This window comes from Rugamonas sp. DEMB1 (assembly GCF_029834475.1).
GTDB lineage: Bacteria > Pseudomonadota > Gammaproteobacteria > Burkholderiales > Burkholderiaceae_D > Rugamonas > Rugamonas rubra.
On the sequence record NZ_CP122407.1, the window covers coordinates 3641325 to 3653841 of the forward strand.

The following is a 12517-nucleotide window of genomic DNA, read 5'->3' on the forward strand; positions in this document are numbered from 1 at the left end:
CGCCCTTGAGGGTCAGACCCTAGGGTCTGACCCTGGAATTGCGCCCTTGGGTTTTGCCCGCTTCTCAGCTCCGGTTGGAAGCAAGACGCAGTCGCGCCGCCTGGCCGACTGCGTTTTTTTTCGTCCCGCCGCCGCCCAGCGCCGGACCACCAGCGCCGGGACCGGCCCCCGGGCCGTCGCCATCGTCGAGCTTGAAGCGCTCGACCGCCTGCGACAGGTTCAGCGCCTGCTCCTGCAAGCCCTGCGCCGCCGAGGCGGCCTGTTCCACCAGCACCACGTTCTGCTGCGTCACCTGGTCCATCTGCACGATCGCCTCGTGCACGCCCTGCAGGCCGGCCGCCTGCAGCACGCTGGCCTGGCTGATCTGGCCGATCAACTCGCCCACCTGCTGCACCGAGCTGACGATGTCGGCCATGCTGCTGCCGGCCTCCTCCACCGCGCGGCTGCCCTGCTCGATCTCCGCCACCGAGGCGGCGACCAGCTGCTTGATCTCGCGCGCCGCCAGCGCCGAGCGCTGCGCCAGTTCGCGCACCTCGCCCGCCACCACCGCGAAGCCGAGCCCGTTCGGCCCGGCGCGCGCCGCCTCCACCGCCGCGTTCAAGGCCAGCAGATTGCTCTGCATGGCCAGGCCGTCGATCACCCCGACGATCTCGCCGACCTGGCGCGAGCTGCCGCGGATCGAGGCCATCGTCACCACCAGGCGCTGCACCACGTTGCCGCCGCGCTGGGCGAAGTCGCTGGCGCAGTGGGCCAGCTGGCGCGCCGTGCGGGCGTTGCTGGCGGTCTGGTTGACGGTGCTGCTGAGTTCCTGCATCGAGCTGCTGGTCTGCTCCAGCGTGCTGGCCGCCTTGCCGGTGCGGTTCGACAGGTCGGCGTTGCCCTCGGCGATCTCGCGCGAGGCGTCGTCGATCGCCTGGGCCGAGCCGAGGATGCTCTTCAGCGTGGTGTTCAGGTTGCGGATGCTGGTGTCGAGCGCGCGCGAGGTCTCGGCGATCTCGTCGCTGCCATAGACCCGCTCGCGCACCGTCAGATTGCCCTCGGCCAGGTCGCGCGCCGCCGCGCCGATCTCGCCGACCTCCTTCAGCATGGCCTTGCGCACCGCCACAGTCACCAGCAGCGACAGGGCGATCGACAAGGCCACCACCAGCGGCATCAGGATGGAGATGGTCTTGAATTCGGCCTCGGCGCGGTGGTAGGCCGTTTCGCTGAGCTGCTGTTCCAGCGTGGACAGCTCCCGCAGGCGCAGCGCCACCACCTCGAAGGCGCGTTCGGCCTTGGACATGGCGTTGGCCGCCATCGACGGGTCGACCATGCTCAGCTCGACCACGTCGGCCACCGCCTTGACATACTGCGCATGGGCCGCCTGCGACTGGGCGACGAAGCGGCGCTCGGCGCCGTCGCTCTCGATGGCCATCTCGAGTTGGGCGAACTGGCGGTCCAGCACGGCGTGGCGGGCGTGCAGCTCGCGGATCAGCGCGTCCACCCGCGACGGCGAGAAGCTGGCGTTGATCCAGGTGAGCAGCTGGTAGCTCTGGGTGTGGGCGCGGTTGGCGCCGGCCACCAGCTCGTCGGCCGCCTTCATGCGGGCGGCGCGCTGCTGCACCATGTTGTCGAGCCAGTGGTTCTGCCGCAGCAGGCCGAGATGAGCCGGCCGACAGCACGATCAACAGCAGCAGCACCACGCCGGGCGCCAGCAGCAGTTTCGGACCCAACCTCAGTTTGCTCAGCATATTGTCCCACCAGGTGTGCGCGGCCGCCGACCGGCGCTCATGCCGCTCAGTTAAGGCGCCAGCGGCCTCCAAACCCAAAGGCGCGGAACCAGGGTCAGACCCTAGGGTCTGACCCTCGAGCATCGCCGCTGGGTTTTCTTCACTTAGCTGCATTGCGCACCGACGCCGAGGCCCGTGCCAGCACTACGCGTGCTAGTGCTAATGCTAGTGCTTGTAGATGCCCGCCTCGAGGGCGATGTCGTCGACCCGCAGCACATAGGTCGACTTGGCCTCGACCTTGCCGGTGGCCGGGTTGCGGAACTTGTAGTCGACCCAGCCCTTGCCCTTGCCCTTGGCCGTCGCCACCAGCTCCTGGCGGAAGGGCTTGCCGTCGGCGTCGGGCACGTCGAGCAGGTTTTTGCCGATCAGCGCGGTGGTCGGATGGGCGACGGTGATGCCGTCCAGATCGCGCATCGCCAGGTACAGGCTGCCCTGGTTGAATTCCGGGTCCTTGCTGTTGATGCGCTTGACCATTTCGGCCTTGCCGTGCTGGCGGACGAATTGGGCACCCTTCTCGGCCAGCGCGATGGCATCCTTTTCGCTGGCCATGGCCGGCGTGGCCGCCGCCGGCGTGGCGGCCTGCACCAGTTGGCCGCAGGCGCCCAGCGCCAGCAGCAACGACAGCACGATCCGAGTGTTCATGTTTTCTCCTTGACGATGACGGCCCGTCGCGCCATGGTCCGGCTTGAGCAGGTATGATGGGTGGCACGGCGGACCCGCCGCGCGGGCACGATATGCCTAGGCGCAATCTTGCCTAGGCGCATGTCGTACTGTACGACGCTTGCCCCGCGCCGGCCTTGCGCTGGCGCAAACCGCCGGCCGGCGCAAGGCCCGGCGCAACGCCCACCAAGACCACCAGGAACACCATGACACCATCGCTCAAGGCCGCACTCGTCAACGGCTTGCTGTTCCCCGGCCTCGGCCACCTGTTGCTGCGGCGCGCCGGACGCGGCTGCCTGTTCCTGCTGCCGACGCTGCTGGCGGCCGGCTACCTGTTGCGCCGGATGGCCCAGCTGATCATGCCGCTGGCCGAGCAGGTCGCCAGCGGCGCCCTGCCGCTAGCCCCGGAGCTGATCGCGCAACGGGTCGAGGCCGCCGGCCTCGCCGGCCCGGCCGGCAACTTGGCGGCGCTGGTGCTGCTGGTCTGCTGGCTCGGCAGCGTGCTCGACGCGCTGTGGCTGGGCCGGCAACACCACCACTGACACCGGGGCCGCACGCCCTTCCACCCACCAACGTAAAAGGAAATGCCATGACCGCAAATGCCGCGACCGCAAGCCCCCTGAAGCGTAGCCTGATCGCCATCCTGCTGCTGGCCAGCGCCAGCACCGCGCTGGCGCAAAACGCCGGCCTGCGCCGCAGCGTGGTGCAGAAGAACGATGTGTCGGTGGAGGGCCGCGAGGCGGTGGTGGCGCGGGTCGAGATCGACCCCGGCGTGCAGGCCGGCCGCCACTCCCATCCCGGCGACGAGATCAGCTACGTGCTGGAGGGCGAAGGCGAGCTGCTGGTCGACGGCGAGCCGCCGCGCCATTTGAAGGCCGGCGAGGCCTTCGTCATCCCGGCCGGCAAGGTGCACGACGCGCGCAACACCGGCAGCGCCGTGATGCGCCTGGTCGGCGTCTACGTGGTGGAAAAGGGCAAGCCGCTGGCGACGCCGGCCAAGTAGGCGGTGTCTTCACGCCGGCAAAACCCAACGACACAACCAAGGGTCAGACCCTAGGGTCTGACCCTGGCTCTCCGCCTTTGGGTGGTTTTGAAGCCGCCGGCACCTTGAGGCCCATCCCAAAAAAACGCCCGGGCTTTGCGCGCCGGGCGGTCTTTTGTCGGCCGTGGCGGCCGACGTGTCGCGCTGGACGAACCCTTAGGCCAGCTTGGCCGAGTGCTCGCGCGTGGCGTGGAACTTCAGCTTGGGCCAGCGTTCCTCGGTCAGGCGCAGGTTGACGCCGGAGGTGGCCAGATAGGCCATGTTGCCGGCGGCGTCGTAGGCGACGTTGTGGCCCAGCGCGTTCTCGAAGTCGGCCAGGGCCTTCTTGTCGTCGCTGGAGATCCAGCGCGCGCTGCTGATGCTGGTGCCCTCGAAGACGGCGTCGACGCCGTACTCGTTGAGCAGCCGGCTGGCCACCACCTCGAACTGCAGCACGCCGACCGCGCCCAACACCAGCTCGCCGCCCTGCACCGGCTTGAAGACCTGCACCGCGCCCTCCTCGCCGAGCTGCTGCAAGCCCTTGTGCAGCTGCTTGATCTTCAGCGGATTGCGGATGCGCACCGAGCGGAAGAAGTCCGGCGCGAAGTACGGGATGCCGGTGAAGGTGAGCAGCTCGCCCTCGGAGAAGCTGTCGCCGATCTGCATGTTGCCGTGGTTGGGCAGGCCGATGATGTCGCCGGCGTAGGCCTCCTCCACCTGCTCGCGCGACGAGGCCATGAAGGTCACCACCGACGACACCTTGATCTCGCGGCCCAGGCGCAGGTGCTTGACCTTCATGCCGCGCTCGAAGCGTCCCGAGCACACGCGCAGGAAGGCGATGCGGTCGCGGTGGGCCGGGTCCATATTGGCCTGGATCTTGAACACGAAGCCGGTGAACGGCTGCTCGGCCGGATCGACCACGCGCACCGTGGCGTCGCGCGGACGCGGCGCCGGCGCCCAGTCGACCAGCGCCGAAAGGATCTCGCGCACGCCGAAGTTGTTGATGGCCGAGCCGAAGAACACCGGCGTCTGCACGCCGGACAGGAACTCGTCCAGGTTGAACGGGTGGGAGGCGCCGTGCACCAGCTCCACTTCCATCTTCAACTGGTCCATCTCCAGCGGGAACATCTCCTGCAGGCGCGGATTGTCGATGCCCTTGATGACCTCGAAGGCGCCGTCGGCCTTTTCCTCGCCGGCCTTGAACAGCATGATCTCGTCGTTCAGCAGGTGGTAGACGCCGCGGAAGTTCTTGCCCATGCCGATCGGCCAGGTGACCGGCGCGCATTGGATCTTCAGCACCGATTCGAGCTCGTCGAGCAGTTCCAGCGGATCGCGCGTTTCGCGGTCCATCTTGTTCATGAAGGTGACGATGGGCGTGTTGCGCATGCGGCAGACCGCCAGCAGCTTGATGGTCTGCGCCTCGACGCCCTTGGCCGCGTCGATCACCATCAGGGCAGAGTCGACCGCCGTCAGCACGCGGTAGGTGTCTTCCGAGAAGTCCTGGTGGCCGGGGGTGTCGAGCAGGTTGATGACGTGGTCGCGGTGCTCGAACTGCATCACCGAGGAGGCCACGGAAATGCCGCGCTGCTTCTCGATCTCCATCCAGTCGGAGGTGGCGTGGCGGCCGCTCTTGCGCGCCTTGACCGTGCCGGCCATTTGGATCGCGCCCGAGAACAGCAGCAGCTTTTCGGTCAGCGTGGTCTTACCCGCATCCGGGTGGGAGATGATGCCGAAGGTGCGGCGGCGCTGCACTTCGCGGGCGATCAGCGCCGGCGTTTTGGCGCTGCTGGCCGGGGCGGAATCGTCGTTCAATTCGGGTATTGTGTTTTCGGTATCGTTGGCCATAGTCGCGACCATATTATGGCCCCGCAAAAAACCTTCAATTTTACCGATAGTTGGGCCTTTCGTGTGAACTGTTTCCCCGCTTTCGGCCCCGCCATCGGCCCCGCCCGGCCTCAGTCGCCCTTCACCCGGCGCCAGCCGACGCGGTGGGCGGCGGCCGAGTTCTGCTCGGCCAGCGACTTGGTGCGCGTTTCGCCGGTGGCCATGGTGCTGATCATCTTCAGCTCGCCCTTGGGCAGGCGGATGATGATGAAGCCGACCGCCGCCGAGGTGTTCGACAAGGTGCTGCCGGCCGCCTGCCCGGACACCGCGCTGCCGTCGCAGACGTCGACCTGGTAGCTGTTGCTCGAGCCGCCCACCGAGCAGGCCGACGACGAGGTCGGCATGTTGGTGACCACGTTGGCGACCCCGCTGACGATCTGCGGGTCGAGGTTCATGCGCTCGCCGGCGTTGAGCTTCCAGTCGAAGAACCAGCCGCTCTTCTGCCCCAGGTCGACCTGGTTGCTGGTGATGGCGTAGGTGTTGATGTTGCTGCTCGAGCCGGCCAGGCTGAGGGTCTGCTCGACCATGCTGGAACCGCGCAGGTTGGCGACGGCGCTGCCGCTGTCCTTCAGCAGGTACAGGCTCTGCACGTCGGTGTTGGAGGTGTCGGGCACGTCGAGCAGGCGGCCGGTGCCGAACAAGACCACGCGCTGCGCCGTCTCGGTGACGGTGGTGATGCCGTTCACGGTGCTGCTGGCGCTGACCGCGCACAGCGTCACGTCGGGCCGCGTGGTGATCGGCTGCAGCGCGCCGGCGTCGCCCATCTTCAGCACCGCCACGGCGCTGCTGTTCGGGTCGCTCATGTCGAAGCGCCACATCTGGCCCTGGTTGTCGCCGCCGTAGACGTAGGTGGTGCTCGGGTCGGTGCTCGGGTCGAGCGAGATCGAGGTGATCTTGGCCAGGCCGGACGGCGTCGTCGTGTCGCCGGCCAGGGTCGACACCTTCTTCAACACCGCGCCGGTGGCCACGTCGACGATGAACAGGATGCCCTGGCCGCTGCCGCCGGCCACGCCGTCGACGCCGGGCACGTTGTTGTAGCCGGAGGTGAGGAAGACCACCCATTTGCCCTGCCACATGCCGAACTGCGGATTGCCGAAGGAGAGCCCGAGGTCGGTGTCGTTGCGCGCGCAGACGTTGGCGTCGGCGCACAGTTCCCACAGCGCCACCGGATGCGCCGGGTCGGTCACGTCGAGCGCGTAGTAGCCGCGGCCGCCGCCGTTCAGGCCGGCCACCAGCACGCTCTTCCAGACGCCGCCGATCTGCACGTCGGCCAGCTCGGGCGAGGCGTCGGTGCTGAACTGGTGGTTGGTGCCGTAGGTGGTGCTGGCCAGCGCGTACAGCTTCCTCATGGTGATGCGCGGCGCGTAGGCCCACAGCTCCTCGCCGCTGGCGGCGCTGAAGGCGTGCAGCATGCCGTCGTTGGCGGCGGCGAACACGGTGCCGGCGCGGCCGGCGTTGGCGCTCTTGAAGGCGCTGTAGCCGCTGGTCAGGAAGCTCTTGCGCGGGTCGCGCAGGTAGGCCGGCTTGGACGAGGCGATGTCGCCCAGCACGATGGGGATCGGGCCCGGCGAGCCGGCCGGCGTGTTGGGCGTCAGCGTGTAGGCGCGGAACAGCTGGTCGTCGGCGTGCTGCTGCTGGCCGCGCAGCCAGTTGACCAGGTTGTTGCCGTCGTTGACCACGGCCTTGTCGGCGGCCGACAGCAGCGTGCACTGCGACAGCGCGGCACACTTGTTGTCGAACCAGCCCTTCTCGCTGCCCGACATGGCGCCGTAGCTGAAGTTCTTCAGCGCGCCGCTGCCGGCGTCGAGCATGTAGATGGTGCGCGTGTCGCTGGCGGCGGCCACCTTCTGGCCCACCTTGTCGGAGCTGGTCCAGCTGGCCGTGCTGCCGACGATGCCGGTGGCCGGGTCGATCTTTTTGTCGGACAGCTCGCCGTACCATTTGACGGTGGTGAAGGTGGCGGAAAAGATGTCGTTGTCCTGCTGCGAGATGTTCGGCGTCGACGTCGCGGCGGCCGCCGCCGCGCCTATCTTCACCTGCATGTTGGCCAGCGCCGAGCTGAGGCCGTCGACCACCTCGCGCGGCTCGGAGGCGCTGAAGTATTTGCCGTGGCCGTTGACGGCGGCGTGCCACAGGTCGTCGACCCGCTCCTGCACCGTGCTGGCGGTGTTGCTGGTGTCCGGGTTGGGCCAGACGTAGGCGCCGCCGCCGTTCCACGGGCAGCCCGAGCTGGCGGCGGTGATCAGGTTGTAGAAATCGCCGCCGACCTTGGGCGCCGAGTCGTAGTTGGCCTCGTAGGTCATCACGCCGTCCACGCCCAGCCCCAGGGTGTAGGTGTTCATGTGCAGGTGGGTGTTCTCACCGCCGGCCGCCGGCACCGAGCCGGGCTTGCTCATGTCCGGCTCCAGCGAGGGCCGCAGCGACACCGTGGTGGTGCTGGAGCCGCCGTTGTACCAGTGCAGCGCGACGTCGGCGATCGAGGGCTGGCTCTGCGCCCGCGCGTCGACGCAGCCGCGCGCCTGGCTGCAGAAGCGCGCCGCGTTCTCGACGTTGTCGTTGTTGACGACGTTGGCCGTCGAGCTGCCGTTCCAATAGCCGTCGGTGGTGAGGATCATGAAGTTCTGCTGGCAGGGGTACTGCACCACCTCGCTGCCGGCGGCGTAGTTGTAGGGCGCCAGGTTGCCGAACATGCGGCCGACGTTGTCCATCGCCGTGCGGATCGGCGTCGAACCGGTGGTGGTGGTGTTGTACAGCAGGGTGTACCAGGTGCTGCGCGCGCTGCCGGTGAAGTCGGCCGGCTTCATGTCGATGGCGCCGGCCGCGCCGGTCACCGACAGCTTGGCGTAGCCGACCTTGTAGTTGCCGGTGATCGGCGAGAAGGCGATGCCGACCGAGCTCTTCATCATCTGCAGCCGGGTCTTGTAGTAGGCGTACCAGTTGGCGAAGTTGGTCATCTCCTCGGCGTAGCTGCAGACGCCGGCGCCGGCCACGCAGTCGGTGCGCTCGCTGCCCTTCGGATAGGTGGCGCCGGACACGATGTCGACGCGGCTGAAGCTGCTCGGCGCGCTGGAACCGGCCGACAACGCCACCGTGGCGACCGGTATGGCGTCGCTGGAGCTGGTGGCGTTGGCCGTGGTGAAGGCCAGCGTGCCGCCGTTGCTCAGGCTGCCGACCGAGGGCGCGGCGCCGTTGACGGTGGCGCCGGTGTCGACCAGGCACAGCGTGGTGGCGCCCTGCGCCTGGCACAGCTTGGTCACGGCGTTGCCGCCGATGTAGGCGCGGATGCTGCCGGCGACGCCGATGGCGGCCTGCAGCTTGACCACCACGCCGCTGGCGGTGGTGCTCTTGCCCAGGCCGATGGCGCTGGCCAGCGTGGTGCCGCCCAGCTTGACCGAGGCCAGGCTGGGCGTGCCCGAGCCGGAGGTGGTGCCGCTGGCGAACAACAGCGCGGTGGGCGGCACGCCGGTGGTGGCCGGCGTCGGCGTGACGGCCGGCGCGGTCGGCGTGATGCCCCAGCCGGCGCGGCTGGCGTCGTTGATCGGCAGGCAGTTGGCCAGGTTGACGGCGCCGCTGCACAGCACCGGCACGACGGCGACGATGTTGTCGGCCGCCAGCGTGATGCCGAAGGCGGTGGCGCAGGCCGGCACGCTGGGCTGGCCGATCGGCGCGCGCACGCAGGCGTAGTACAGGTTGGTGTTGCTCTTGGCGACAGACCTGGCGATGATGTTGGCGGCCAGCGCGCTGGCCACGGTCTGCTGCTTGAGCGCCGTGTTGGTGCCGGCGCTGGCGGTCAGCGTGCCGCTGCTGATGGTGCGCGCGGTGCTCGGGTCGGGGATGGTGACGCTGCTGATGGTCATCGAGGAGCTCGACGCCGAGGCGCCGATGGAGATGGTGCCGTAGGCGGCGTTGGAGCCCACCGCCGCCGAGTAGCGCGGGTAGATGAAGCTGCCGACGCGCTTGCCCTGGCAGGCCGTCAGCAGGGTGTTGCTGCACCAGCGCAGCTTGACCGGCACCGGGTAGCCGGCCGGCGCGGCCGCGCCCACCGAGGTCGACTTGCAGTTGCTCATGCTGTCGTCGGTGCAGTACTCGGCCACGCCGATGGTGTAGTAGTAGGGTCCGCCGTTGATGGCGACGGCGCTGCGGAAGGTGTTGTCCGGATAGGTGTAGCTGGCGCTGTTGACCTGGCAGGAGCTGGTGTTGTTGGGGTCGCACCACTTCAGGTCGGGAAAGCCGCTGACCAGGTTGATCGCGCTGCTGCTGCTGCCGTACAGGTTGGTCTTGTGGGCGCCGAAGCCGTCGCTGGTGACGTTGCTCCAGGTGCCGGTGGCGGCGGCCGTCTGCTCCGGGTAGAAGGTGCCGTCCGAGTTGATCGGCGCCTGGTAGCGGATCTTCGGGTTGTAGTACTGCTTGTTGAAGTCCGGGCTCATGAAGGGCGGATGGCCGACGTTGCAGGCGGTCGCGCCGCCGGACAACTGGGCCGCCGAGCGGCACAGGTTGTCGTTGACATAGTCGGGCGTGTAGGCCTGGTCCATCGAGCCGGAGTTGTCGAACAACAGCATCAGGTTGGGCTTGACGGTGCCGGTGCCGGTGATGTTGAGCAACGGCACCTGGGCGATCTGGGTCTGGCCGGCCAAGGCGGGGCCGGCGGCCAGCAGGCCGGCGGCGGCGAGCGACAATAGAGTGATCGGTTTCATGCTAGTCCCATTGAAGAAGGTGGCCACGGCTGGCGCGTGCAGCTAAATTGAGAAAACCCTCCGGCGAAACCTAGGGTCAGACCCTAGGGTCTGACCCTGGTGTTGGAGCGGCCGGCGCCTCCGCCTCAGGGGCCCATCATCACCACGGACTGGTTGACCACGTTGCCGCCGCGCGGCCCGTAGATGCGGGTGGTGACCACGTAGTGCAGCTGCGGCTGGTCCTGGTACTCCGGCGCGTCCGACGACAGGCTGCGCCCCACCGGCGTGGCCGACTTGACGTTGGCCTTGGCCGAGGTCAGCACGCAGCTGTTCTGCGGGTTGGTCGAGTTGTACAGGCCGGTGAAGGTGCACATGCGGTGGATCACGTATTCGACCTGGTTGCCGGCCGTGTCGAGCAGCGTCACCGAGCCGTTCCAGAAGGCCGGCGTGTTGACCGTCTGCAGCGGGTTGAGCGTGGCCAAGTAGCCGCTGGCGGCCTGGTCGGCCACCAGGGTCGACTTGTCGGCGGCGGCCAGCCAGGCGAAGGCGGTGTGCACGCCCAGGTCGGCGGCCTTGCTCAGCGCCGAGTCGTAGGCCAGGTTGGCGGTGGTCAGCGTGGTCGAGGTGCTCGACTTGAGCAGGTAGATGCTGCTAATTAACATGACGGTCAACATGATCAGCATCACCGGCAGGGCCACGCCGGCCTGGCGCGCGGCGCGCGCCAACCTGGACTGGCGGGACGGACGGCGCGCGGCCAGGCGCTGCAACAGCGGGCGGCAGGGCCGGCGGCAGAGGGGGCGGCAGAGGGGGCGACAGGGCAGGCGGCGCATCACGGCCTCCATTCGGCGTTGCGGATCGGAACGATGGCCTCGAACACGCGGTAGCGGTAGCACTGCCAGGCTATCGTGTCGCCGGCCACCGCCACCTCCACCGTGACGGGGGCGGCCGCCACCGTGGCCGGCGCCTGGCTGGCGAACAACACCGGCTTGGCGCTGCTGGCGTCGCACTGGCCGTTGCTGGCCTTGGGCTTCTCCGCGCTCTTGCTGCGCGCCACCACGGCCAGCCGCACCGCCGCCACGCGCAGGAAGTCGCCGGCGCCGCCGACCACGCCGTCGCCGTCGGCGTCGATCATCGCCCCGCTCCACTGGCCCACCTGCATGCCGTCCTTGGCCGGGCTGTAGTTGGCGATGGCGCGCGTCTCGAAGCCGTACTGGGCCTTGATGGCCACCACGTTGTCGATCACCGACACCGGCTGCGCCGACGAGCCGGCCAGGTCGGTCGAGCGCAGCAGCAGGATGCCGTTTTGCACCGACCAGCTGTGCATGGCCAGCTTGGCGCCCGGCCCCAGGTTGAAGATGCGCGCCTGGCCCGGCCCGTAGTTGTTGCCCAGCCCGGCGGCGAGGTTGAAGCGGTAGGCCGCGCCCGGCGCGATGTTGAGCACCGGGCCGGCCGGCGCGCCGGCCAGCTGGGCCAGGGAACAATTGCCGCCGGCCGGCTCGGGCGCCACCACGATCACGTCGCCGTCGGCGAAGCCGAAGGCGGCGTTGGTGTCGCTGGTCAGCAGCGGACCGCCGACGTAGTTGGCCAGCAGCTTGACCGAGCCGACCGCGCTGCTCGAGCTGCCGGTGTAGAAGGTGATGCGGTCGGAGTTGGCGTTGTTCCATTCGATCACCACCGGCGCCAGCGGCGTGACGGCGGCGCCGCCCCGGGTGGCCGGCGCCAGCGTGAAGCCGGCCGTGTCGCTGAAGGTGGTGTCGCAGCCGGTGACCAGGTCGTCGTTCAGGCCCAGCCGGACTGGGCCGCGTCGGCGTTCAGCGAGAACAGCGCCAGCATGCCGTTCTGCATGGCGTCCGAGCCGCCCAGCGAGGTCGCCTTGTTCTGCTCGGCGCTGACGATCAGCCGGGTGGCGAACATCAGCGCCAGCAGGCCGACCACCACGCTGACCAGCAGTTCGACCAGCGAGAAGCCGGCGCGGCGGCCGCGCGGCGGGGGGGATGGGTGGCGGGCGTCCATGTCAGTTCGAGATGTAGGAGGTGATCTGGTGCTGGTTCTCCACCCCGCCGGCCTTGCGCGTCCAGCGGATGGTCGCGTCGACGCGGAAGCGGCGCAGCTCCGGCGTCACCGCCACGTCGATGCGCGCGCCGGGGATGTGGCCGCGCGTCTCGGCCACCCACGGCGCCAGCGTGGCGTTGGGCACGGCGCCCTCGGCGAGCGCGTAGTTGGGGATGTTGGCGACGTCGTTGCTCATCACGCCCAGCAGTTTCTCCACCGCCATGGTGGCCTCGGCGCGCATGCTGGCGTCCGACAGCGCCGAGTAGGCGCGCGCCTGCAGGCCGACCGTGCCGAGCAGGCCGATGCCGAGGATGACGATGGCCAGCATCGCCTCGAGCAGGGCGACGCCGCGCTGCGCGGCGCCGCCCAGGCGCCCGGCGCGGCGGCGGGCGGCGCCGCGCCCTTCCCCGCGCGTGGCGGCCGGGGTGGCGGCCGGGGTGGCGGCGTTCATGGCGGCG

At 69.0% G+C, this 12517-nt stretch carries 10 protein-coding genes; 2 read left to right on the forward strand and 8 right to left on the reverse strand.

The window, feature by feature from the left end:
- Window positions 1-64: 64 nt before the first annotated feature.
- Together QC826_RS16475 and QC826_RS16480 are read right to left on the reverse strand one after the other, a co-directional pair.
- Window positions 65-1606: a methyl-accepting chemotaxis protein gene (locus QC826_RS16475; RefSeq protein WP_279761604.1), complete on the reverse strand. Its 1542-nt coding sequence runs from the start codon at window positions 1604-1606 to the stop codon at window positions 65-67.
- Window positions 1607-1934: 328 nt separating this feature from the next.
- On the reverse strand, window positions 1935-2411 hold the full coding sequence (locus QC826_RS16480; protein WP_279761605.1) for a cache domain-containing protein: 477 nt from the start codon (window positions 2409-2411) through the stop codon (window positions 1935-1937).
- A gap of 224 nt (window positions 2412-2635) precedes the next feature.
- Between QC826_RS16480 and QC826_RS16485 the strand changes: the two genes are divergently transcribed.
- Both QC826_RS16485 and QC826_RS16490 read left to right on the forward strand, forming a co-directional pair.
- The gene (locus QC826_RS16485) at window positions 2636-2971 is read left to right on the forward strand and encodes a DUF6677 family protein (protein ID WP_279761606.1); all 336 of its coding nucleotides are present in this window, start codon (window positions 2636-2638) and stop codon (window positions 2969-2971) included.
- A gap of 47 nt (window positions 2972-3018) precedes the next feature.
- Window positions 3019-3432 carry a cupin domain-containing protein gene (locus QC826_RS16490; RefSeq protein ID WP_279761607.1) on the forward strand — a complete coding sequence of 138 codons (414 nt, stop codon included), beginning with the start codon at window positions 3019-3021 and terminating at the stop codon, window positions 3430-3432.
- A 195-nt stretch (window positions 3433-3627) separates the two neighbouring features.
- Here QC826_RS16490 and QC826_RS16495 read toward each other — a convergent pair whose 3' ends face one another.
- From QC826_RS16495 to QC826_RS16520, 6 genes are all read right to left on the reverse strand, one after another.
- Window positions 3628-5295 (reverse strand): peptide chain release factor 3, encoded by a 1668-nt coding sequence (locus tag QC826_RS16495; RefSeq protein ID WP_093383736.1) that lies wholly within the window; start codon window positions 5293-5295, stop codon window positions 3628-3630.
- Window positions 5296-5405: 110 nt separating this feature from the next.
- Entirely contained in the window at window positions 5406-10028 is a 4623-nt protein-coding gene (locus QC826_RS16500) for a PilC/PilY family type IV pilus protein (protein ID WP_279761608.1), read from the reverse strand.
- Between the two features lie 125 nt (window positions 10029-10153).
- On the reverse strand, window positions 10154-10837 hold the full coding sequence (locus QC826_RS16505) for a hypothetical protein (RefSeq protein ID WP_279761609.1): 684 nt from the start codon (window positions 10835-10837) through the stop codon (window positions 10154-10156).
- On the reverse strand, window positions 10837-11679 hold the full coding sequence (locus QC826_RS16510; RefSeq protein WP_279761610.1) for a PilW family protein: 843 nt from the start codon (window positions 11677-11679) through the stop codon (window positions 10837-10839). The genes QC826_RS16505 and QC826_RS16510 overlap by 1 nt, the downstream gene beginning before the upstream one ends.
- Before the next feature lie 107 nt (window positions 11680-11786).
- A complete protein-coding gene (locus QC826_RS16515) occupies window positions 11787-12020 on the reverse strand; it encodes a prepilin-type N-terminal cleavage/methylation domain-containing protein (protein WP_279761611.1) in 234 nt (77 codons plus the stop codon).
- Window position 12021: 1 nt separating this feature from the next.
- Entirely contained in the window at window positions 12022-12510 is a 489-nt protein-coding gene (locus QC826_RS16520) for a hypothetical protein (protein WP_279761612.1), read from the reverse strand.
- Between the last annotated feature and the right edge of the window lie 7 nt (window positions 12511-12517).